Source organism: Rhodococcus sp. 14-2496-1d (assembly GCF_002259365.1).
Lineage (GTDB): Bacteria > Actinomycetota > Actinomycetes > Mycobacteriales > Mycobacteriaceae > Rhodococcoides.
The window spans coordinates 132,064-158,974 of sequence record NZ_NPFV01000029.1 but is presented as its reverse complement, the minus strand read 5'-3'; the positions used below and the strand labels follow the sequence as shown (position 1 = coordinate 158,974).

1 protein-coding gene is annotated in these 26,911 nt (G+C 65.4%); it reads left to right on the top strand.

Annotated features, from left to right (window positions below; genetic code table 11):
- The first annotated feature begins 136 nt into the window (after positions 1–136).
- A complete protein-coding gene (locus CH296_RS22105; protein ID WP_094685766.1) occupies positions 137–26,911 on the top strand; it encodes a non-ribosomal peptide synthetase in 26,775 nt (8,924 codons plus the stop codon).

Genomic DNA, 26,911 nt, shown 5'->3' with positions numbered 1-26,911 from the left:
AGAACGGAAGCCAGAATTGCTCAATCGCGCGCACAGGCCGCCGCGGCTCGACACTCCCAACCGACCCGAGGGCTCCGAGTCGATCGACTCGACGTCGGCCTTCGTCGTCGTGACCGTGCCGCCGAAGGGCATCTGAATGCGCGCCGCAATCACCGGTGGGTCTCAGACGCCTCCGACCGGCCCCGGCTTCGAGAACGGGTTCCCGCTGTCGTCCGCTCAGCGTGGCATGTGGTTCGCTCAACAGCTGGCTCCTGACGTCCCGGTCTGTATCGCGCAATACGTCGACCTCCGCGGCGATCTTGACATCGCCGTTCTCCAGGACGCGTCGGCTCTCGCAGCACACGAATTTCAATCCGCCTACCTGAGACTGGCCGAGGTGGACGGCGAACCGGTCCAGATGGTCGATCACTCCATCGATCAGTCCGTGCACTACCTGGATCTGCGCGGCGAAGACGATCCCATGACCTCTGCGCTGGCCTGGATCGACGAGAACTACGTCCAACCTGTCGACATGGAACACGATCCACTCGTCGAGAGCTGGATCATTCAGGTCGAGGACGATCGCAACCTCTGGTACAGCAAGATTCATCACGTCGCACTCGACGGTTACGGTGCGATGACGCTCGTCAATCGAACCGCAGCCTTGTACACCGCGGCCGTCGAACACGTCGAGCCTGCCCCCAGCAAGGCGGCCGAGCTTCGGCGGCTCTACGAGCTCGATCAGGAATACCGGACGTCGTCTCGCTTCGAGACGGACAAGGAGTACTGGACCGCTCGCGCCGCGGACATCCACGACGGAGCCACCCTGTCCAACACTGCCGGGCGCACGATCGCCGCCAGTAAATTGCGCAGCGTCGCTCTACCCGACGATGTCGTCACCGAGCTCGAAGCGTCCGACGCGACCAAGGGCGGAACCGCGGCCGCGGTGTTCATCGCCGCCTTCGGCTGCTACCTCTCGCGGATGACCGGGCGGGAGGACGTCTCGGTCAACATCCCGGTGTCCGCGCGCACCACCGCACTGCTTCGCCGATCCGGTGGGATGCTCGTCAACGTCGCACCCATTCCGATCCATGTACCCCAGGACGCGACCGTCGGCGAGCTGGTTCAGCAGGTCCAGCTCGAATTGATGGGGGCCCTGCGGCACCAGCGTTTCAGCATCGAGGACATTCGGCGTGAGCTGGCGGCTTCGGGCAGCGACAAGCAACTGTCCGGCCCGATGGTCAACATGATGCTGTTTCATCAGCAGATCGAACTCGGCTCGATCGTCGGCGAATTCAACATCGTGACCTCGGGTCCTGTCGAGGACCTTCTGGTCAACGTCTATCAGAGCGGTTCTCCGGCAAGGACGTTCGTCGATTTCAGGGCCAACCCCAACCGGTACGACGACGACGATCTCACCGCACACCATTCGAGTTTCGTCGACATGGTGCAATCCTTCATCGCGGCCGGACCCGATGTCGCCGTTGTCGACGTACATCCGGACAGCGCACGCGAAGGCCAACGTCGACGTCGCGCCGCAGCCCAGCTCGCCTACTGGACCGACCGGCTCGCCGATGCCCCCGATCTCCTCGATCTTCCGACCGACCGTTCGCGCCCCTCGCGCATCGGTCATGTTCGCGCATCCCACGAGGTGACCATCGGATCCGAATCGTGGTCCGCAGTGGCTCGGTTGGCCGCCGAACGTTCCACGACTCCGTTCGTGGTGCTCGAATCCGTTCTCGCCGTGTTGCTTTCGCGACTGGCCAACACCGACGACGTGTCGATCGCCGTGCCTGCGGGTGACGGCAACACCGTGGTGCTGCGGTCCCGACCCGACGTCCGGCACTCGTTCGCCGATTTCGTCGATGCGTCCGGAACCGACTTCGATGCTGCGATGGCGCACGGGGAGACGTCCTTCGAGGACGTCGTCACGGCCCTCGGTCTGCCGAGCTCGGAGTCGTACAGCCCCCTTGCCCAGGTTGCGCTCCGGTTCGGTCCGTCCGCGCTGCCGCGTGACGGGGTTGGCATGGACCTGGTAGTCACCGTCGACGAGTCCGACGATGTCGCGGTCGTTTTCGACTACGCCACAGAACTGTTCGAAGCCGCGAGCATGGCTCAGCTCGCCCGCCGCCTCGTACGCGTGCTCGACGCTGTGATCGGCGAGCCGGATCTGAGGATCGGCGATGTGGACCTGCTGTCCACCGCCGAACGCGCTCGCCTGGCTCCGGTTCGGGGGCCGCGGTCTGTGGCGGGTGTGGTGTTGCCGGAGTTGTTGGCTGGTGCTGTGGGTGTTGCTGGTGTCGGTGGTGTTGCGGTGGTGTCGGGGTCGCGGTCTGTTTCGTATGGTGAGTTGGATGCGGCGTCGTCGCGGTTGGCGCGGATGTTGATGTCGTGTGGGGTGGGTCCGGGGTCGTTCGTGGCGTTGGCGTTGTCGCGGTCGGTGGAGTCCGTGGTGGCGGTGTGGGCGGTGGCGAAGGCCGGTGGTGCGTTCTTGCCGGTGGATCCGAAGTATCCGGTGGATCGGATCGAGCACATGTTGGTCGATTCGGGTGCTGTGGTGGGTGTGACGTTGGGTGCCGATGTGGGTGTGTTGTCGGGTGTGGGTGGGGTGTCGTGGGTGGTGCTCGATGATGCCGATGTGGTGGCGGATCTGGCGTTTCGGTCGTCTGCTCCGGTGTTGGATGCCGAGCGTTCGGGTGTGTTGCGGCTCGATGATGCGGCGTATCTGATCTATACGTCGGGTTCGACGGGCGTGCCCAAGGGTGTGGTGGTCACTCATCGTGGTGTGGGGAACTTGGCTGCCGAGGAGCGGGTTCGGTTCGGTGTGGGTCCGTCGTCGCGGGTGTTGGCGTTTGCGTCGCCGAGTTTCGATGCCTCGATTCTCGAGTTCGTGTTGGCGTTCTCGGGTGGGGCGACGATGGTGATTGCTCCGCCGTTGGTGTTCGGTGGGGTGGAGTTGGCGTCGTTGTTGGCGCAGGAGCGGGTCTCTCATGCGTTCGTCACGCCTGCGGCGTTGGCGTCGGTGGATCCGGTGGGGTTGGAGTCGGTCGAGGTGGTGGTGACCGGTGGTGATGTGTGTGCGCCGGAGTTGGTGGCGCGGTGGGCGCCGGGTCGGCGGATGTTCAATGCGTACGGTCCGACGGAGGCGACGATTTTCTCGTCGATCTCGTCGGCGTTGGTGGTGGGGGAGTCGGTCGATATCGGTTCGCCGACGATCGGTTTCGCGGAGGTGGTGTTGGATTCGCGGTTGAATCCGGTGCCGGTGGGTGTGGTGGGTGAGTTGTATCTGGCGGGTCCGGCGTTGGCTCGTGGGTATCACGCGCGGTTGGGTTTGACGGCGGAGCGGTTCGTGGCCAATCCGTTCGGTGGTGCGGGTTCGCGGATGTATCGCACCGGTGATGTGGTGCGGTGGAATGCTTCGGGTGCGTTGGAGTATGTGGGGCGTAGCGATTTCCAGGTGAAGGTGCGTGGTTTCCGGATCGAGTTGGGTGAGATCGATTCGGTGTTGGCTGCGGTGCCGGGTGTCGATTTCGTGGTCACCATCGGTCGTGAGAGTGCTGCTGGGGCAACGTTGTTGGTGTCGTATGTGTTGCCGGTGGCCGGTGCCGGGGTCGAGGCGGATGCGTTGCGCGAGCATGCCGGTTCGGTGTTGCCTGCGCATATGGTGCCCTCGGCGTTCGTGATGCTCGAGTCCATTCCTCTCACTCCCGCAGGCAAACTGGACCGAAACGCACTCCCCGAACCCGAACTCGGTTCGCAGGGTGCATTCGAGGCCGCCGAAACTGAGTACGAGGCCGCAGTGGCGACCGTGTTCCGCGATGTTCTCGAGGTCGACCGGGTCGGCGTGACCGACAGCTTCTTCGATCTCGGCGGAAACTCCCTCGTGGCAACGCGTCTGATCGCTCGGGTCAATTCGGCTCTCGGAACCGATCTCAAGGTGCTGGACCTCTTCGAGGCGCCGACCGTGAGGACCCTGTCCGAACGCGCCGAGGCCAAGGGCGCATCGCTGCATCGCCGTCCGGTGCTCGTCGCCGTGGACCGGCCCGATTCGATCCCACTGTCTCTCGCACAGCAGCGGATGTGGTTCATCAACCAGTTCGATGTGTCCTCGCCCGCGTACAACATCCCGCTCACCGTGCGACTGACCGGTCGACTGGACGTCGATGCGATGGCTGCGGCCGTCGGCGACGTTCTGTCCCGGCACGAGTCGCTCCGCACCGTGTTCCCGACCGTGGGCGATCTGCCGAACCAGGTCATCACACAGGTCGAGGACGTCACCGGATCGAACCTGCCCCTCGATGTGGTCGACGTCGACGCCGGCTCGGTCGATACGCTCGTCCGTGCTGCCGCGACAACAGGATTCGACGTCACGGTCGATCTTCCCTTCCGTGCGGTGCTGTACAGGACCGGTTCGGAAGACTTCGTACTCTCCATCGTCGTCCACCACATTGCGGCGGACGGTGCGTCGATGGCACCGCTGGCCCGAGACGTGATGGTCGCCTACGGTGCCCGATCCGCCGGTTCGGCTCCGGTGTGGGAGCCACTCGCCGTCCAGTACGCGGATTTCGCGTTGTGGCAGCACGCCGTTCTCGGCGACGAGAGCGATTCCACCTCGGTGGCGTCGCGGCAGATCGAATTCTGGCAGTCGGCTCTGGCGGATCTGCCGGACGTATTGCCGATGCCGCTCGATCGTCCGCGTCCCATCCGGCAGTCGATGCGCGGCAGCGTCACCCCGTTCACGATTCCGGCCGACGTCGCCGCACGGTTGAGTTCGGTTGCTGCCGAACATGACTCGACCCTGTTCATGGTTGTTCATTCGGCGCTTGCACTCCTGCTCGCGCGGCTGAGCGGAACTCAGGACATCGCTGTCGGTACGCCGATCGCCGGTCGAGGCGACGCGGCCCTGGACGACCTGGTCGGCATGTTCGTCGGTACCCTCGTTCTGCGAACACAGGTCGAGCCGCAAGCAACCTTCACCGATCTGCTCGCCGACACTCGTCGCTCCGACCTCGCCGCCTTCGACAACACCGACATCCCGTTCGAGCGTCTGGTCGACGTACTCGATCCGGTGCGGTCGACCGACCACTCGCCGCTGTTCCAGGTTCTGCTCGAGTTCCAGAACAATGCAGCCGTCACGTTGGAGCTGCCCGATCTCACCGTTCGGTTCGAGGAGATCGGCACCGACACGGCAAAATTCGATCTACAGCTGCGTGTGGATCAGGAGCCTGTCGACCCGTCCGGTGCACTGTCGGCGTCGTTCACCTACGCCACGGATCTGTTCGATCCCGAAACCATCGACCGGTTCGTCGATCGCTTCCTGCGGATCGTGTCGACCATCGGAACGTCGACGGACGTACGCACCGCAGACATCGACATTCTGTCCGCCGCGGAGCGGGAACTCGTCCTGTTCGAGTGGAACGACACCGCACGTCTGATCGAACCTCCGGTCCACCAGCAGATTCCGGCCGGCGGCGCCGACATGACGCTCAGCAGTCTGTTCGACCGACAGGTACAGCGCAGTCCGTACTCGACAGCGCTCGTGTTCGAGGACGAACACATCACCTATCTCGAACTGGACGAACGCGCGAATCAGCTCGCGCGTCATCTCATCTCGCTCGGCGTGACCCCCGAATCCCATGTCGGCCTGGCGATTCGCCGGTCGATCGATCTGCTCGTCGGCATGTACGCGATCATCAAGGCCGGTGGTGCCTATGTACCGATCGACCCGGACCATCCCGTCGAGCGGTCGTCCTACGTCCTCTCCAGCGCCCAGCCCGTGTGCATCCTCACCACCAGTCGCGACTGGATCAACATCCCGGTTGCAACTCCGGTCCTGGCCGTCGATCTGCTCGACGTCTCCGATCGCGACCACTCCACGATCACCGACTCGGACCGACTGGGAAGACTGCACGGCTCGAACACCGCATACGTCATCTACACCTCCGGCTCGACCGGTCGGCCCAAGGGTGTCGCAGTCACGCACTCGGCCATCGTGAACCGGCTGCTGTGGATGCAGCACGAATATCACCTCGAGCCTGCGGACACCGTTCTGCAGAAGACTCCGGCGACGTTCGACGTCTCGGTGTGGGAGTTCTTCTGGCCACTACAGGTCGGTGCCAAGCTCGTCGTGGCCGAACCCGACGGACACCGCGATCCCGTATATCTGTCCCGCATCATCGCGCAGGAGCACATCACCACGGCGCACTTCGTGCCGTCGATGCTCGCGGTGTTCGCAGCCGGGGCACGGGCTGCGGAATGTGTCTCGCTCCGACTGGTCTTCTGCAGCGGCGAGGCGCTTCCACCTGCCACCGCGGCGCAGTTCGCGCAGTTCTCACTCGCGGAACTGCACAACCTCTACGGTCCGACCGAGGCGGCAGTCGACGTCAGCTACTACCACGTGACCGGGCGCGAGTCCGTCTCGATTCCCATCGGCGCACCGGTGTGGAACACGCGTTTGTACGTGCTCGACGCGTCGTTGCGACCGGCTCCGATCGGTGCTCCCGGCGAGCTGTATCTCGCCGGTGTGCAACTCGCTCGCGGGTACGTCGGCCGAGGCGACCTGACAGCGGATCGCTTCGTCGCGGATCCGTTCGGCGAGCCGGGCGAGAGGCTCTATCGCACAGGTGATCTGGTGCGCTGGCGCGCCGACGGCGAGCTCGAGTACATCGGCCGCACGGACTTTCAGGTCAAGCTGCGAGGGCTCCGGATCGAATTGCCCGAGATCGAAGCGGTTCTCCTTCGATCCGAATCGGTCGCACAGGCGATCGCACTGGTGCACAAGGACCCGAACACCGGTGAGACCCTCGTGGCCTACGTGGTCGGTGCGCCCGGCCACGCCGTCGATCCCGCGCATCTGACGGCCGAGGCCGCGCGCCGTCTCCCGGGGTACATGGTGCCCTCACACGTGGTGGTACTCGACTCGCTGCCGGTCAACGCCAGCGGCAAGCTCGACCGGAAGGCATTGCCTGCGCCCGAATTCACTGTCGCTGCATCGGAATTCTTCGGGCCCGAGAACCCGGTCGAGGAGATCGTCGCCGGAGTCTTCGGCGATCTGCTCGGTATGGCCCAGGTCAGTGTCACGTCGAGCTTCTTCGAAATCGGCGGCAACTCGCTGATCGCGATGCGGTTGGTCGCGCGAATCAATGCGGCACTCGGAACCGATATCGGTATCAGGGATCTGTTCGACGCCCCCACCGTGCGAGCGCTGTCGGCAGGCATCGAACTCGGTGAGCACGACGCTGCAGCCGCCCCTCGGCTGGTCCCGCAGGAGCGACCGGATGCAGTGCCCCTGTCGCTGGCCCAGCAGCGGATGTGGTTCATCAATCAGTACGACACCGAATCGGCTGCCTACAACGTCGCGTTCGCCATGCGCCTGAGCGGCGCGCTCGATGTCGATGCGATGCACTCGGCCATCGCCGACGTGCTCGGTCGACACGAGTCGCTGCGCACGATGTTCCCGCTGACCGACGACGCTCCGGTGCAGTCGATCCTCGACGTGGAATCTGCACTGCCGGATCTGACTCCGATCCTCGCGAACGACGAGCGCCACGTCATGGAGTTGATCGCCGACGTCGCAGGCTCGGGCTTCGACGTCGTGGCCGATGTTCCGCTGCGAGTTCGACTGGTTCGGGTCAGCGAGAACGAGCATGTGCTCGTGATGGTGGTACACCACATCTCCTCCGACGGGTTCTCGAGCGCCCCGCTGGCCCGCGACCTGATGGTGTCCTACAGTGCCCGCGCCGCAGGGCATGCACCCAGCCAGGAACCGTTGCCGGTGCAGTATGCCGATTACGCACTGTGGCAGCGCCGGTTCCTCGGCGCGGAGTCCGACCCCGAGTCGTTGATGGCCAAGCAGCTCGCCTACTGGGTCGAGACACTGTCCGGCAGCCCCGAGGTTCTGACGCTGCCGACCGACCGCCCGCGTCCCGCGGTGGCTTCCCTGCGCGGCGACAGCGTCACGTTCGAGATCGACGCCTCGGTTCATGCCCGCCTCGCTACTGTTGCCGCCGAACACAATTCGAGCTCGTTCATGATCGTGCACGCGGCTCTTGCCGTACTGCTGGCCCGACTCTCGGGTACCGAGGACATCTCGGTCGGAACGCCGATCTCGGGCCGAGGAGACGCCGCACTCGACGAACTCGTCGGCATGTTCGTCAACACCCTCGTTCTGCGCACTCAGGTTCCCGGCTCGATGCGGTTCGAGGACCTGCTCTCGGACGTTCGCTCCGTGGACCTGGCCGCGTTCACGCATTCGGATGTCCCGTTCGAACGGGTGGTGGACGCGGTCGATCCCGCGAGGTCGACTGCCCATGCGCCGTTGTTCCAGGTGATGCTCGAGTTCCAGCAGACCGACCGACCGACCGTGACGTTGCCCGGACTGTCGATCGAGAGCATCGAGCTACCCAACGACATTTCCAACTTCGATCTGCAGTTGACGATCTCGGAGGAATTCGACGCGTCCGGCGCACCGGTCGGCATCGAAGCCGGATTCCGTTACGCCACAGAACTGTTCGACGCGGATACCGTCCGAGTTCTCGCCGATCGCCTGGTACGAATCCTCGACGCCGTGACCGCCGTGCCGTCCATCCGAGTCGGTGACATCGAAATCTTGTCTGCCAACGAGTACGACTCGCTGGCTCCGGTTCGTGGGCCGCGGTCTGTGGCGGGTGTGGTGTTGCCGGAGTTGTTGGCTGGTGCTGTGGGTGTTGCTGGTGTCGGTGGTGTTGCGGTGGTGTCGGGGTCGCGGTCTGTTTCGTATGGTGAGTTGGATGCGGCGTCGTCGCGGTTGGCGCGGATGTTGATGTCGTGTGGGGTGGGTCCGGGGTCGTTCGTGGCGTTGGCGTTGTCGCGGTCGGTGGAGTCCGTGGTGGCGGTGTGGGCGGTGGCGAAGGCCGGTGGTGCGTTCTTGCCGGTGGATCCGAAGTATCCGGTGGATCGGATCGAGCACATGTTGGTCGATTCGGGTGCTGTGGTGGGTGTGACGTTGGGTGCCGATGTGGGTGTGTTGTCGGGTGTGGGTGGGGTGTCGTGGGTGGTGCTCGATGATGCCGATGTGGTGGCGGATCTGGCGTTTCGGTCGTCTGCTCCGGTGTTGGATGCCGAGCGTTCGGGTGTGTTGCGGCTCGATGATGCGGCGTATCTGATCTATACGTCGGGTTCGACGGGCGTGCCCAAGGGTGTGGTGGTCACTCATCGTGGTGTGGGGAACTTGGCTGCCGAGGAGCGGGTTCGGTTCGGTGTGGGTCCGTCGTCGCGGGTGTTGGCGTTTGCGTCGCCGAGTTTCGATGCCTCGATTCTCGAGTTCGTGTTGGCGTTCTCGGGTGGGGCGACGATGGTGATTGCTCCGCCGTTGGTGTTCGGTGGGGTGGAGTTGGCGTCGTTGTTGGCGCAGGAGCGGGTCTCTCATGCGTTCGTCACGCCTGCGGCGTTGGCGTCGGTGGATCCGGTGGGGTTGGAGTCGGTCGAGGTGGTGGTGACCGGTGGTGATGTGTGTGCGCCGGAGTTGGTGGCGCGGTGGGCGCCGGGTCGGCGGATGTTCAATGCGTACGGTCCGACGGAGGCGACGATTTTCTCGTCGATCTCGTCGGCGTTGGTGGTGGGGGAGTCGGTCGATATCGGTTCGCCGACGATCGGTTTCGCGGAGGTGGTGTTGGATTCGCGGTTGAATCCGGTGCCGGTGGGTGTGGTGGGTGAGTTGTATCTGGCGGGTCCGGCGTTGGCTCGTGGGTATCACGCGCGGTTGGGTTTGACGGCGGAGCGGTTCGTGGCCAATCCGTTCGGTGGTGCGGGTTCGCGGATGTATCGCACCGGTGATGTGGTGCGGTGGAATGCTTCGGGTGCGTTGGAGTATGTGGGGCGTAGCGATTTCCAGGTGAAGGTGCGTGGTTTCCGGATCGAGTTGGGTGAGATCGATTCGGTGTTGGCTGCGGTGCCGGGTGTCGATTTCGTGGTCACCATCGGTCGTGAGAGTGCTGCTGGGGCAACGTTGTTGGTGTCGTATGTGTTGCCGGTGGCCGGTGCCGGGGTCGAGGCGGATGCGTTGCGCGAGCATGCCGGTTCGGTGTTGCCTGCGCATATGGTGCCCTCGGCGTTCGTGATGCTCGAGTCCATTCCTCTCACTCCCGCAGGCAAACTGGACCGAAACGCACTCCCCGAACCGGACTGGTCCGCTCAGGTCACGGCCGGTCGCGATGCGGACAACGCGGTCGAGAAGACGTTGGCCGGATTGTTCGCCGAGGTTCTTCGACTGGACCGCGTCGGCGTCGACGATTCGTTCTTCGCTCTCGGCGGCGACAGCATCATGTCGATTCAGCTGGTCTCGCGTGCCAAGGCAGCCGGATTGTCCCTGTCGCCACGAGATGTGTTCGAGCACAAGACCGTTGCGGCACTGGCCGAGGTGGTCGCGTCCGGAGACGGCACTGCACCTCTCGTACTGGAGGAATTGCCAGGTGGCGGTGTCGGTGACGTACCGCTGACTCCGATCGTCGCCTGGATGCTCGATCGGACGGCTGTCCTCGACAAGCACACGCAGACGGCGGTTCTCACCCTCCCGGTCGATATCGAGCTGGATGTGCTCGAGGCAACCGTGCAAACGGTCCTCGATCACCACGACATGCTCCGCGGCGTTCTGCACCGGGGTGAGCACCCCACGATGGAGGTGCTTCCCGCCGGATCGATCGCGGCGAACTCGGTCGTGCACCGCGTGGCGTCGACGACCGTTCGGGGAGAAGGGTTCTCGAAGCAGGCAACGGCCGAGGCAGAAGCAGCAGTCGGCCGGTTGGCACCCGATTCCGGTGTGATGATCCAGATGGTGTGGTTCGACGCCGGCCCCGAGGGGAGCCGTCTGCTGGTCGTCGCCCACCACTTGGTCATCGACGGCGTGTCCTGGCGAATCCTGGTTCCGGACCTCGCGTCGGCATGGGCCCAGATCATCGGCGGGAACACTCCTGAGCTTGCTCCGGTCGGCACTTCCATGCGTCGGTGGTCGCACGGGTTGCGTGAGGTCACCGCCACCCGCGGCGACGAGCTGGCGATCTGGCGCGACGTTCTGGCACAACCGGATCCGCTCATCGGATCACGCGCGCTCGATCGCGAGATCGACGTGTACCGGACGGTGGACAAGGTCGAGATGACGTTGTCCACCGACGTCACCGAGGGGCTACTGACAGCACTGCCCGATGCGTTCCACGGCAGCGTCAACGACGGTCTGCTCGCCGCACTCGCGCTCGCCACGGCGGTGTGGCGACGTGGTCGGGGAGTGACCGTGGACGACGCTCTCATCTCGCTGGAGGGTCACGGCCGCGAGGACCACGTGGTACCCGGTGCCGATCTGGGCCGGACCATCGGTTGGTTCACCACGATCTACCCGCTCAGGCTCACCCTCGCCGGTCTGGACCTGGACGACGCACTCGCCGGCGGTGCCGACGCAGCGCGACTGATCAAGTCGGTCAAGGAGCAGTTGCTGGCGGTCCCCGATCACGGCATCGGTTACGGCATGCTCCGCTACCTGGACGAGGACGGCGCCGCTGCTCTGCGCGACTTCCCGGCTCCCCAGGTCAGTTTCAACTATCTCGGGCGCTACAGCACCGACGTTCCGGACGAGCTGCGTGCACACGGCTGGCTGCCGGTCGACGACTCCGGTGTCGGCGATTCGCAGGACGCCGATCTACCGGTAGCAGCAGTGCTCGACATCAATGCCGTCACCACCGCGACGCCGACCGGCCCGCGCCTCGAGGCGACGTTCGCTTTCCCCACCGGGGTGCTCGCCGCCGCCGAGGTCACCGAACTGGCGGAGTTGTGGCGTCAGGCCCTCACCGCGCTGACACAGCTCGCCCAGCGACCGGGGGCCGGTGGCTTCACGCCGTCCGACCTCGATCTGGTGCGGCTCGATCAGAGTTCCATCGACCACCTCGAACGGGTCTATCCCACGCTGGACGACATCTGGTCCATGACGCCCCTGCAGGCCGGATTGCTGTTCCACGCCGAGCTGTCGGATCAGTCCGTCGACGCCTACATCGTCCAACTCGTGTTGGAGCTGCGCGGAAGCGTCGACGAGGCACGGTTCCGACGTGCTGCTCGAGCGCTCCTGCGTAGACACGCGAACCTGCGGACTGCCTTCGTTCACAACGACGACGGCGAGTCCATACAGATCGTTCACCACGACGTGGACGCTCCCTGGTCGTCGATCGACCTGACCGGACTGGACGCCGACGATCGAGCCGTCGAGCTCGATCGCATCAAACACGACGACCGCGCCACCAGATTCAACATGGCGCAGGCACCTCTGTTGCGCTTCATGCTGATCACGGTGGCACCCGGCGAGTGGCGTCTGGTGATGACCAACCACCACATCCTGCTCGACGGTTGGTCCACACCGTTGCTGCTCAAGGACCTGCTGACGCTCTACGTGGTCGACGGCGACGAAACCGTGCTCCCGCGGGTTCCCGCCTATCGCGACTACCTGTCATGGCTGGCGAAGCGTGACCGTTCGTCGGCACTGGCCGCGTGGACCGACGCGCTCGCAGGCTTGTCCGAGCCGACCCTGTTGACGCCGGTCGAGAGCCGACGCCAGGAGTCGACGTTGGCAGGTCGGTCGCTGGTCTCGCTCGATGTGGAGCAGACGGACCGGCTGCGCAGCGTCGCTCGTGTACGTGGCGTGACGATGAACTCCATGGTGCAGGCGTCGTGGGCCCTCGTGCTCGGCACTCTGACCGGACGCTCCGACGTCGTGTTCGGTGCCACCGTGTCCGGACGCCCGCCGGAGGTCTCCGACATCGAGGCCATGGTCGGTCTGTTCATCAACACTCTGCCGGTGCGGATCGTGCTCGATCCGTCGGAGACACTCGGCGAGTACCTCGAGCGGGTGCAGGCCGAACAGGCCGCTCTGCTCGATCACCACTACCTCGGCCTCACCGACATCCAGCGTGCGGTGGGACCGGCCGTCGCCTTCGACACCCTGACGGTGTTCGAGTCCTACCCGATGGACCGCGCGGGATTGTCGGCCGAGACCGACCTCGCCGGAATGCAGGTGCACGACGTGCACGACGGCAGCGACACAGCGCAGTATCCGCTGACCTTGGTCGCCATGGTCGACGACCGGCTGCACATCGAGGCGAAGTACTTGCCGGAGTTGTTCGAGCACAGCGTCGTCGAGGCGACGGTCGACAGGATCGTGCGGGTCCTCGACGCCATTGCCACCGACACCGGTCGACTCGTGGGGTCCCTGTCGTTGCTGTCCGACGACGAACTGGTCCGGTTGGCACCGGTCCAGGGGCCGGCTGCCGAAGCAGTTCGACTGCTCCCGGACATCCTCACCGCCGCTGCTGCGGGCAACCTGCACGGCACCGCTCTGTGGAATGACGGGCGCACGGTCGACTACGCCGAGCTCGACGCGCAGTCCTCGGCTCTCGCCCGAACGCTGATCGCTCGCGGTGCCGGTCCGGAAACCGTTGTCGCACTGGCTCTGCCACGTTCCATCGAATCGGTACTCGGAATCTGGGCGATCGCGAAGACCGGCGCGGCATTCCTGCCGATCGATCCGAACTACCCGCGCGATCGCGTCGAGCACATGCTCGTCGACTCGAACGCCTCGCTCGGCCTGACCGTGTCCGCGCACACATCAGCCGTCGAGGGTCTGGGATCCGCCCGGTGGACCGTTCTCGATCACGACGACACGAGCGCCGACATCGCCGGTCACTCGACCGCGCCGGTTCTCGACGGCGACCGAATCCGCCCGATTCACATCGATCAGGTCGCGTACCTGATCTACACCTCCGGCTCGACCGGTGTGCCCAAGGGCGTCACCGTCACTCACCGGGGGTTGGCGAACCTGGCGGAGGAGGAGCGCACTCGTTTCGAGGTGACCCCGGACGCTCGGGTTCTGGCGTTCGCGTCTCCGAGCTTCGATGCCTCGATTCTCGAACTGCTGATGGTGCTCTCCGGTGCCGCGACGATGGTCATCGCGCCGACGTCGGTCTACGGTGGAGCCGAGTTGGCTCAGCTGCTCGCTGCGCAGCAGGTGACGCATGCGTTCGTCACCCCAGCCGCGCTTGCATCGGTGGATCCGGACGGCCTGACGGAGCTGCGAGTCGTCGCGACCGGTGGCGACGTCTGTCCTCCGGAACTCGTCGCCCGCTGGGCACCGGGCCGCCGGATGTTCAACGCGTACGGTCCGACCGAAGCGACCATCTTCTCGTCCGTCAGCGATCAGCTGCATATCGATTCGACGATCGACATCGGTTCGCCGACAATCGGGTTCAGCGAGGTCGTCCTCGACTCGCGACTGCACCCGGTACCCGTCGGTGTTGCGGGTGAGCTCTATCTCGCCGGTCCGGCGCTCGCCCGGGGTTATCACTGCCGATTCGGCCTGACGGCCGAGCGTTTCGTGGCGAATCCCTTCGGCGAGCCGGGTGCGCGGATGTACCGCACCGGCGATGTCGTCCGGTGGACCGAGTCGGGAACGCTCGAATACGTCGGGCGCAGCGACTTCCAGGTCAAGGTGCGCGGTTTCCGCATCGAACTGGGCGAGATCGACGCCGTCCTGACCGATGATCCTTCCGTCGAGTTCGCGACCACCGTCGGTGTCGACGGTCCGGCCGGTAACACTATTCTCGTCGCCTACGTCCTTCCGCGGTCCGGCGAGCAGATCGATGCGGCGTCTCTGCGCAGTCATGTGTCGAATTCGCTACCGACCCACATGATCCCGACGGCCTTCGTCGCCCTGGAATCGATTCCGCTGACACCGGCCGGCAAGCTGGACCGCAACGCCCTGCCCGCACCCGATCTTCATCTCGGGGACGATTCGCGTGCACCGCGCAACGACACCGAGCAGGTCATTGCCGACATCTTCGGCGAGGTACTGGGGATCGACGGCGGTGTCGGAATCGATTCGAGCTTCTTCGACCTCGGTGGGGACTCGCTCAGCGCCACCAGACTCACCGCTCGGGTCAATGCCGCCCTGGACACCACGATCAGCGTGCGTGCACTGTTCGAGGCTCCCACTGTCGAGTCGCTTGCGGTGCGCGTACACAGCGATCCGACCGGCACCGAGCGCCGTCCCGCACTCGTGGCCAAGCCGCGACCTGATTCGATTCCGTTGTCGCTCGCGCAGCAACGGATGTGGTTCATCAACCAATTCGACGTCGACTCTGCGGCCTACAACATCCCGCTTGCGGTCCGGCTGACGGGTCGACTCGACATCGACGCGATGAGTGCGGCGGTCGGGGACGTTCTCGAACGGCACGAGTCGCTGCGCACGGTGTTCCCGAGCCACGGTGAGCGCCCCGAGCAGAAGATCCTCGATGCGCAGACGGTGAGAACCGATCTCGCCGTCGTCGATCTGGCCGCCGACGAGATCGTGTCGGCCATCTCTGCCTCTGCCGCAACAGGTTTCGATGTCACGACCGATCTACCGTTCCGCGCGGTGCTGTATCGGGTTGCAGCGGACGAATTCGTGCTGTCGATCGTTGTGCACCACATCGCCGCCGACGGTGCCTCCATGGCACCCTTGGCGCGAGATGTCATGGTCGCCTACGGTTCTCGCGTAGCGACCGGCGCTCCGATGTGGGCACCACTCGACGTTCAGTACGCGGACTTCGCGATCTGGCAACGCACCGTCCTCGGCGACGAGGCCGATCCCGCGTCCCTCGCCGCGCAGCAGTTGGATTTCTGGAAGACCGCTCTCGCGGATCTTCCCGACGTACTGCCGTTGCCGCTCGATCACCCGCGGCCCACTCGGCAGTCCATGCGCGGCAACAGTGTTCGGTTCGAGATCGACCGAGCAACCCATTCGGCACTGGTCGAGTCGGCGCGCACCAACGAGGCGACCGTCTTCATGGCCGTGCACGCGGCATGGTCGATTCTGATGGCACGCATCAGCGGCACCGAGGACATCGCCGTCGGAACGCCGATCGCCGGTCGAGGCGAGGCCGCGCTCGACGATCTGATCGGCATGTTCGTCGGCACGCTGGTTCTGCGTACCCAGGTGACACCGGGGCTCTCGTTCAACGATCTGCTCCGTGCCACCCGCACAGCAGATCTGGCGGCGTTCGACAACACCGATGTTCCGTTCGAGCGACTGGTCGACGTTCTCGATCCCGCGCGTTCGACGGACCGTTCGCCGCTGTTCCAGGTGCTGGTCGAATTCCAGAACAACACCTCGGCCGCGCTCGAACTACCGGAGCTCACGGTCGAGGCCGTCGACATCGACGCGCACGTCGCGAAGTTCGATCTGCAGCTGACCGTCGCCGAGCAGTACGACGAGTCCGGTGCGCCGGCCGGGATGACCGCCGCGATCACCTACGCGGTCGATCTGTTCGAGGAATCGTCCGTCCAGGAGTTCTCGGCACGATTCGGTGCTGTGCTCGCCTCGGTGACAACCGATCCCGAGCGCGCAGTCGGCGACATCGACCTCTTGCTCCCGGGTGAGCTCGATGCCATGACGGGTGAGTGGAACCACGCAGGTCTCGCGGCATCCGACGCGACATTGGCCGATCGATTCGCCACCGCAGCAGCGCGATACCCCGACTCGCGTGCGGTCGTCTTCGGCGATCACACGCTGACTTACGCCGAGTTGGACGACCGGTCGAGCCGACTCGCGCGGCTTCTGGTCCAGCGCGGTGTGACATCGGAATCGCTCGTGGCGGTCGCGATGCCGCGCAACGAGCAGCTGATCGTCGCTCTGCTCGCGGTGATCAAGTCCGGTGGAGGCTACCTTCCGATCGACGTGTCCTACCCAGCGGATCGGCTCGCGTTCATGCTCGAGGACGCCTCGCCCGTCTGTGTGATCTCCACGGTTGCCGACAGTGCGGCAGTGCCCGCCTCGGATCTCGATGTCCTCGAGATCGATTCGCCCGAGCTGATCGCCGAACTGGACGTCATGTCGGGTGCCCCGCTGACCGATGCGGACCGCTCGGGTGGCACCAGCGCGGATTCGATCGCGTACGTCATCTACACCTCGGGCAGTACCGGTCGCCCCAAGGGCGTGCAGATCGCGCACCGCAACGTGGCGACGCTGTTCGCGAACACAGCCGATCTCTTCGATTTCGACGATCGCGACGTCTGGACGATGTTCCACTCGTATGCGTTCGACTTCTCGGTATGGGAGCTGTGGGGACCGCTGCTGCACGGCGGAACACTCGTCGTCGTCGACTACTACACCGCGCGCTCCCCGGAGCTGTTCCGCGAGTTGCTGGTACGCGAGAAGGTCACGGTTCTCAACCAGACACCGACGGCGTTTTACCAGTTCGCGGAAGCGGATCGAGTTGCGACCGGAAACCTCGCCGGAACCGCGGACTCCGATCTGTCGCTGCGGTACGTGATCTTCGGCGGAGAAGCACTCGATCTCGGTCAGTTGGCTCGCTGGTACGCCCGGCACGACGAATCCGCTCCGACTCTGGTCAACATGTACGGCATCACCGAGACGACCGTCCACGTGAGTCACCTGGCCCTGACAGAACAGTTCGCCGCCTCGGCCTCGGCCAGCGTCATCGGTCAGGCGATTCCCGCGCTGCACGTCGCGGTTCTCGACACCCGTCTCAATCCGGTGCCGCCGGGCGTGACCGGTGAAATGTACGTCTCGGGGGCACAGCTCTCTCGCGGTTACCTCGGCCGGGCCGGGCTGTCGGCCACCCGTTTCGTCGCCGATCCGTCCGGAGACCCCGGTGCCCGGATGTACCGCACCGGCGACACCGCGCGATGGAATCGCGACGGTGCACTGGAATACCTGGGCCGCAGTGACATGCAGGTGCAGTTGCACGGCTTCCGCATCGAGCTCGGCGAGATCGAGAGTGCTCTGCTGGCGTACGACGGTGTCGCGGCCTCCGTGGTCTCGGTCCGTGACGACGGATCCGGTGATCGCCTGATCGGATATGTCGTTGCCGAGGCGGGTCGAACCCTCGACCACTCCGCCGTTCTGGATTTCGTCGGGCACTCGCTGACGTCCTACATGGTTCCGGCTGCGCTGATAGTGCTGGACGAGCTGCCGCTCACTGCCAACGGAAAGCTCGATCGCCGTGCACTGCCGGCTCCGGACTTCTCGGCCAACGTGACCGAAAGCCGTTTGCCTGCAACCGAAGTCGAGTCGATCCTTGCCGGATTGTTCGCCGACGTGCTCGGCCTCGACACCGTCGGCGTCGACGACTCGTTCTTCGCGCTCGGCGGCGACAGCATCATGTCCATCCAGCTGGTCTCACGTGCCAAGGCGGCCGGTCTGGTCCTGGCTCCGCGCGACATCTTCGAGCGCAAGACCGTTGCGGCGCTGGCCGAGGTCGTCGTTCTCGGGGGCGACGCCGTCGTGCTGGAAGAGCTCGACGGTGGGGGAGTCGGCTCGCTGCCTCTGACACCCGTCGTTCGCTGGATGCTGGACCGCAGCACCGACTTCGGCCGCTACACCCAGACCGCCCTGCTTCAGCTTCCGGTCGGCATCGAGACCGAGACGCTCGAGCGCACCGTCCAGGCGGTGCTCGATCGTCACGACATGCTCCGGTCGAGGCTGTACCAGGATGCCGACGGCATCTGGCACGAGGAAGTATCTCCGATCGGCACCGTGTCCGCCGCGTCGGTCATCCATGCGGTCTCGGTCGATTCCGTGGACGGTGCCGCATTCTCTTCCCGCGCCGCAACGGAGCTCGACGCCGCAGCAGATCGACTGATCCCAGCCGACGGCGTCATGGTTCAGATGGTGTGGTTCCAGGGCCCGAACGGGTCCGGCCGACTGCTCGTCGTCGCGCATCACCTCGTGATCGACGGCGTGTCCTGGCGCATCCTCGTGCCGGATCTCGCAACGGCATGGAGCCAGATCATCGCCGGCGACGCGCCTGCGCTGGCACCGATCGGCACATCGATGCGGCGGTGGTCCACCGGTTTGGCCGAGGTCACGGCGAGCCGCGCCGACGAGATCGGGCTGTGGCAGCGCATTCTGAGCGGTGCCGATCCGACGATCGGTTCGCGACCACTCGACAAGCGCATCGACGTCGACGCCACCGTGCAGCGCATCCGCACATCACTTCCCGTCGAGGTGACCGAGCGCTTGCTGACCACGGTGCCGAACGTCTTCCGTGGCAGCGTCAACGACGGCCTCCTGGCCGGCTTGGCGTTGGCACTGACCGCGTGGCGTCGTGAACGGGGAGCCGCTGTCAGCAGCGCCCTGATCACGCTCGAAGGCCACGGCCGTGAAGACGCCGTGGTTCCCGGAGCCGATCTCGGCAGAACCGTCGGCTGGTTCACCACGATCTTCCCCGTGCGACTCGACCTCGGTTCGGTGGACGTCGCCGACGCGTTGTCGGGTGGCGACTCCGCCGGTGCACTGATCAAGGCGGTCAAGGAACAGCTGCTCGAGATCCCGGATCACGGAATCGGCTACGGCATGTTGCGGTACCTCGATTCGGCTGGAACCGAGGCGCTTTCCGGTTTCGCCGCGCCTCAGGTCAGTTTCAACTACCTCGGACGATTCGCGACCGGCTCCACCGAAAGCATGGCCGACGTCGGTTGGATTCCCGTCGCCGATGCCGAGCTCGGCGACGCGCAGAATCCGGACATGCCCGTGCCGGCTGCGCTGGACATCAACGCCGTCACCACCTCGACGCCCGACGGTCCGCAGCTCGACGCCACCTTCGCGTTCCCGGCGGGCATCCTCGATTCCGACGAGGTCGATCGGTTGATCGAACTGTGGACGCAGGCGCTGACCGCGATCACCGAGCACGCCTCGGTGCAGGGTGCGGGAGGCTTGACCCCGTCCGACCTCGAGCTGGTGGACATCGATCAGCGCTCCATCGAGGTGCTCGAGCAGCAGTTCCCCGACCTCGACGACGTGTGGTCGCTGTCGCCGCTGCAGGCCGGCTTGCTGTTCCACGCGCGCCTCGCCGGCGAGGTCGGCAGTGACACTGCGGGCGTCGACGCCTACATGGTGCAGCTCGGCCTCGAGCTGCGTGGCGTCGTCGATGCCGAGCGGATGCACTCCGCCGTGAACAAGCTCGTCTCTCGCCATCCGAACTTACGAGCAGCGTTCGTGCACAACAGCGCCGGCGAATCCCTGCAGATCGTGCAGAATTCGGTGACGGTTCCCTGGGCCGAGGTCGATCTACGCGGTGAGGCCGACGTCGACTCCGCGCTCGAGGCCGTGCTCGCCGCCGATCGCGGTGTGCGGTTCGAGATGGACTCGGCGCCGCTGCTTCGATTCACGCTGATCACCCTCGCCGACGATCACTGGCGACTGTTGCTGACCAACCACCACATCCTGCTCGACGGTTGGTCGACGCCTCTGGTCGTCAAGGAACTGATCACGCTCTACGTCACCGAGTCCGACGATTCGATGCTGCCGCGTGTGCCCGCATACCGGGACTACCTCGCGTGGATGCGGCAACGCGACGTCGCCATCTCCACGGCGCAGTGGGTCAGTGCGATGGCGGGTGTCGAGGAGCCGACCTTGCTGGTCACCGGTGATCGGGGCCGACAGTTGTCCACCGTCTCGAGCGAGACGGAAAGGTCGTTGTCGATCGAGACCACAGCGGCACTGCGCGATTTCGCAGCGCGCCGCGGTTCGACTCTGAACACCCTCGTTCAGACCGCGTGGGGCATCGTGCTCGCCACTCTGACCGGACGCGAAGACGTCGTCTTCGGTGCCACGGTGTCGGGTCGGCCGCCCGAGGTCCCTGGCATCGAAGGCATGATCGGGCTGTTCATCAACACACTGCCCGTTCGGGTCACGCTCGATCGGGCCGAGACTCTGGGTGCTCTGGTCGATCGCGTGCAGGCCGAACAGGCAGCACTGCTCGACCACCACTACCTCGGTCTGACCGACATCCAGCGCGCAGCCGGTGCCGGCGTCGCATTCGACACGCTCACCGTGTTCGAGTCGTACCCGGTCGATCGCGCCGGAGCTTCTGCGGCAACGGATTTCGCCGGCATGCAGGTGACCGACATCCTCGGAACCGATGCCGCGCACTACCCGCTCACCCTGGTGTCGTCGGTGGACGAGCGCTTGAACCTCAAGGCCAAGTACCTGCCCGAACTGTTCGAGATCGAGGACGTGCACGCGATCGTCGATCGGGTCGAGCGGGTACTCGATGCGGTACTGGCCGACGAGCAACAGCCGCTGGCTCGGCTCAGTCTGCTCGCCGATGCCGAACTCGGTTCGCTGGCGCCGGTATTCGGACTCGAAGGCCGATCGACTCGGTTGCTGCCGGAGATCTTCTCCGACGCAGCTGCCGTCGACCCGGATGCCGTCGCGGTGCGCAGCGTCGACGGCGAGCTGACGTACCGCGAGCTGGATCGACAGTCGAACCGTCTCGCCCGCATCCTGCTCGGTCACGGTGTGCGTACCGAAACGTTCGTGGCGCTCGGAATCGCACGATCCATCGAGTCGGTGCTGACCGTCTGGGCCGTCGCCAAGTCCGGTGCCGCGTTCGTGCCGGTCGATCCGAACTACCCGGCCGATCGCATCGAGCACATGCTGGCCGACTCCGGAGCGTCTTTCGGTGTCACCACCCGCAGTCACCTCGACGATCTGCCGTCGACCGTGCCGTGGATCGTTCTGGACGACCTCGCCACCGATGGGCCGAACGCGGTGAGCGACGAGCCCATCGCCGACGACGAACGCCACGGTCGCGTCACCCTCTCGAGTGCCGCGTACACCATCTACACATCGGGTTCGACGGGTGTTCCGAAGGGGGTCGTGGTCACCCACTCCGGCCTCGACAACTTCGCTACCGAGCAACGCGAGCGCTATCGAGTCACGAAGGACTCACGCACGCTCCATGTTTCGTCGCCCAGCTTCGATGCGTCCGTGCTCGAGTACCTGCTCGCGTTCGGCGTCGGAGCCACGATGGTGATCGTTCCGCCCACCGTGTACGGCGGAGCCGAGCTGGCATCGTTGCTGGCCGAGGAATCGGTCACTCACGGCTTCATCACCCCGTCCGCCCTCGCCTCTGTCGATCCCGCGGGGCTCGACACTTTCGCCGACGTGGTCGTCGGCGGCGAGGCGGTCCCGGCCGAGTTGGTCACCAAGTGGGCTCCGGGCCGCAACCTGTTCAACGGATACGGACCGACCGAGGCCACGATCATGTCCAACATCAGTGCACCGATGGTGGCCGGCGAGCCGGTCTCGATCGGCGGACCGGTGCGGGGCGTGTACGAGGTGGTTCTGGACTCGCGACTGCAGCCGGTTCCCGTCGGGGTTGTGGGTGAGCTGTATCTCGCGGGCGTCGGATTGGCCCGCGGCTACCACGATCGGATGGGGTTGACGGCCGAACGATTCGTCGCCGATCCGTTCGGCGCACCCGGTGCGCGCATGTACCGCACCGGAGACGTGGTGCGCTGGTCGCCGGATCTGACCATCGAGTACGTCGGTCGCAGCGACTCCCAGGTCAAGGTCCGTGGCTTCCGCATCGAACTCGGTGAGATCGACGCAGCGCTCTCTGCTCATCCGGCGGTCGACTTCGCGGCGACATTCGGAACTCCCGGGCCGACCGGTGCCACCGTTCTCGTGGCCTACGTTCGCCTGACCGGGGACGACCCGGCCGAGACGGTCGATACCTTCGACACGGCCGTTCTGCGCGATCATCTCGCCGCCGCGCTGCCGTCGCACATGGTTCCGAGCGCCATCGTCGTGCTCGAGTCGATTCCGCTCACACCGGTAGGCAAGCTCGACCGCGCAGCACTTCCGGTACCGGAGTTCGGCACGGCCACGTCGTACCGCGAGCCGAGCACGCCTGCCGAGCTGACGGTCGCGGCGGCCTTCGCCGAGATCCTCGAGGTGGGTCGAGTCGGTGCGGACGACGGCTTCTTCGAGCTCGGTGGCGACTCTCTCAGCGCAACGCGAGTGATCGCTCGCGTCAATGCCGAATTCGGTACATCGATCGGGGTCCGCACGATCTTCGAGACCCCGACGGTGTCGGGTCTGGCGAGCGCAGTCGGCTCGGCCGACCCACGTACGCAGCGGCCGGCCCTCGTTGCGGCGACGCGTCCGGAGCACATTCCGCTCTCGCTCGCTCAGCAGCGGATGTGGTTCATCAACCAGTTCGACACCTCGTCGGCGGCGTACAACGTGCCGTTGGTCGTCAAACTGACCGGACGGCTCGACACCGCTGCGCTGGCCGACGCGGTGGTCGATGTTCTGGGGCGCCACGAGTCCCTGCGCACGACCTTCCCCGACGGCCCCGAGTTCCCGGTGCAGCTCGTGCACCCGGCTGCCGAGGTCGCGCCCGCGGTCGAATCCGAACGGATCGATGCCGCTGTTCTCACCGATCGCGTGGCTCTGTTGGCCGGTCGAGGATTCGACGTGACCACCGAGATCCCGGTGCACGTCGAGCTGTTCGAGGTGCTCGACGCCGACAACGACGCGTCGGAGGATCCCGTCTTCGTACTCGCCATGGTGGTGCACCACATCGCCGCCGACGGCGCGTCGATGGCACCTCTCGCTCGCGACGTCGTGCTCGCCTACTCGGCGCGCAGTGCCGGTCAGGCACCGAACTGGCAGCCGCTGCCCGTCCAGTACGCCGACTACACGATCTGGCAGCGTTCGCTGCTGGGTGACGAGCAGGACGCGTCGAGTGTGGCTGCGGCTCAGCTCGAGCACTGGTCCACCGCGCTTGCGGGTCTTCCCGATCTGTTGCCGTTGCCGACGGACCGACCGAGGCCGACCACTCAGGACTTCCGCGGCGGCCGAGTCCGGTTCACCGTCGATGCCGACATCCATCGCGCCCTCGTCGCCATCACGCGCGAACAGAACGTCAGCATGTTCATGGTTCTGCACGCCGCGTTCGCGGTCGTTCTGGCCCGCCTGAGCGGCACCGACGACATCGCGATCACCACCCCGGTGGCCGGGCGCGGTGACGCGGCGCTCGACGACCTCGTGGGCATGTTCGTCAACACGCTCGTGCTGCGCAGCCGAGTGGACGAGTCCGCGACGTTCGACGATCTGCTGAACCAGGTCAAGACACACGACCTCGACGCATTCGATCACACCGAAATGCCCTTCGAGAGAATCGTCGAGGTTCTCAATCCCACGCGTTCGACGGCTTACGCTCCGCTGTCACAGGTCGCGCTGTCGTTCCAGAACAACGAGAAGGCCTCGCTCGAGCTGCCGAACCTACGCGTCGAAGGCTTCGACTTCGACGTTCCGGTGGCCAAGCAGGATCTGCAATTGCTGCTGTCCGAGACCTTCGACGACCAGGGGCGTCCGTCCGGCTTCGAGGCTGCATTCGACTACGCCACATCGCTGTTCGACGCGTCCAGCGTCGAGGCCATCGCGGCGCGACTGATCCGAGTTCTCGCTGCCGTCGGACGCGACCGACACACGGTGGTCGGAGACATCGAGCTTCTGGGTGGCGACGAGCAGCGCGCGTTGGTGCCTGCACGAGGAAACGCCGACGCGGCAGTTCGGACGTGGCCGGAGTTGCTCGCGGCGGCGGTCGCGCTCGATCCGTACGCAGTGGCCGTGACCTACCGAGGCATCAGCCTGTCCTACGCCGATCTCGACAGCTGGTCCAACCGGATCGCTCGGATGCTGATCGACTACGGGGTCGGTCCCGAAACGTTCGTCGCGTTGGCGCTGCCTCGATCGATCGAGTCGGTGCTGTCGGTGTGGGCTGTGGCGAAGACCGGTGCCGCGTTCCTGCCTGTCGATCCGAACTACCCGGCGGACCGAATTGCGCACATGCTCGAAGATTCCCATGCCGCAATGGGTCTGACCGACATCGACAACAGGGCTTCGCTGCCCGACACGGTCCCGTGGCTGGTTCTGGACGATCCGGAGACCTCCGCGGAACTCTCTCGCTACCCGGCGGACGCGGTGACCGATGCCGATCGCACGGCCACCCTGCACATCGACCACCCGGCCTACCTGATCTACACCTCGGGCTCGACCGGTCGGCCGAAGGGCGTTGCGGTACGGCACCGTGGCCTGGCCAACCTCCAGGCCGAGGTGATCGAGCGATTCCGCCCCACTCGGGATTCGCGTGTTTCGCACATCGCGTCGCCGAGTTTCGACGCATCGATCTACGAGCTGACGATGGCGTTCGGCGTCGGTGCCACCGTCGTCATCGTGCCGCCGGGAGTCTTCGGCGGCGGCGACTTGGCCGACCTGCTCGAATCCGAACACGTCACGCATGCGTTCCTGACGCCGGCGGCGCTGTCGTCGATCGACGAGACACGTCTGGGCACCGTTCGGGTCCTCGCGGTCGGCGGCGAGGCCTGCACTCCCGAGTTGGTGGCGAAATGGGCACCGGGCCGAACGATGTTCAACGGCTACGGTCCGACCGAAACCACCATTCAGGCAAGCGTCGGTGGACCTTTGGTGCCCGGTGGCACAGTGGACGTCGGCAGGCCAGGAACCGGATTCCGGTTCCTGGTGCTCGACGCACGACTCCGACCGGTCCCGGCCGGAGTGTCGGGCGAGCTCTACATCGCCGGTCCAGGCACCGCCCGCGGATACCTCGGTCGTTTCGGACTGACATCCGAGCGTTTCGTCGCCGATCCCTTCGGCACTCCGGGCGATCGGATGTATCGAACGGGCGACGTCGTGCGCTGGGGCAGTGCCGGGGCCGTCGAGTTCGTCGGGCGCAGTGACTTCCAGGTCAAGGTGCGCGGTTTCCGTATCGAACTCGGTGAGATCGACTCCGCTCTCACCGAGCACGAACAGGTCGGATTCGCCGCCACGATCGGTCACACGGCTGCGTCCGGTGACACCGTCCTCGTGTCCTACGTTCTCGCGGCCGACGGCGAATCGGTCGACACCGAGGCACTTCGCGATCGCGTGGCCAAAGTGCTCCCGCGGCACATGGTTCCGTCGGCGATCATCGAGCTCGACGACATTCCGCTCACTCCGGTGGGCAAGCTCGATCGACGGGCGCTGCCGGTTCCCGAGCTGACCGTGTCGACAACTCCGTACCGGGCACCGGGCACCGATGTCGAAGCCGCGATCGCCGACGCGTTCGCTCAGGTTCTCGGGGTCGAACGGGTCGGCATGGACGACAACTTCTTCGAGTTGGGCGGAACGTCGCTGGTGGCCACGAAGATCGTGCCTGCCATCGAGAACGCCATCGGGGTTCGGGTGCCGCTGCAGGCACTGTTCGTCGATCCGACGCCGGCAGGGTTGGCCGCGCGGGTCGCCGCGGATGCCGACGCGGGGGGCGCCGACCTCGATTCTGTGTTCGGAGTCGTGATTCCGCTGCGCGGCAGCGGGTCCAAGGCCCCGTTGTTCTGTGTCCACCCGGGAATCGGATTGTCATGGGGATACGCCGGTCTCGTCTCACACCTGAGCGACGACCGTCCCGTGTACGGCCTGCAGCTGCCGAGCATCGTGGAAGGGTCGAGCTTCGGATCCATTCGCGATCTCGCCCACCGGTACGCCGACGAGATCCGCGCCGTCCAGCCGGTCGGTCCGTACCACCTTCTGGGGTGGTCGCTCGGCGGCTCACTGGCTCATGCGATAGCGGTGGAACTGCGCAGCACCGGCAGCGACGTCGCCACCCTTGCTCTCCTCGACAGCTACGTGGACGGACACGACGGCGAACAGGCCGAGGGAGCGTTGAGCGTCGAGAATCTGCTCGCCGGATTGGGGCTCGACCTGTCGGCTCAGGCGTCGACAGAGCCACTGACCTACGAACGGGGGGTCGAACTGCTCGACGAGTCGTTGGGTCAGACGACCGGCGTCTCCGCCGATGACCTCCGTCGTATCAATGCGGGATTCGAGAACTCGACTCGAATGATGGCCGAGTTCATCCCGGACGTCTTCGACGGAGATGTTTTGTTCTTCTCGGCAACGAAGGGCGCGAGCGATGGAATTGTTCGATCCCCGCAGGAATGGCGGCCGTATGTCACAGGAGATATCGTCATCCACGATGTCGACGTTTTCCACAACGAGATGACCAATGCGGACGCTGCCAACGTGATCGGGCCTGTCGTCGATTCTCATCTCGGAAATACACCCGAATAA

Excerpts from the sequence above, each read along its gene's own strand:
- CH296_RS22105 (WP_094685766.1), top strand. The coding sequence starts at position 137 with ATGCGCGCCGCAATCACCGGTGGGTCTCAGACGCCTCCGACCGGCCCC.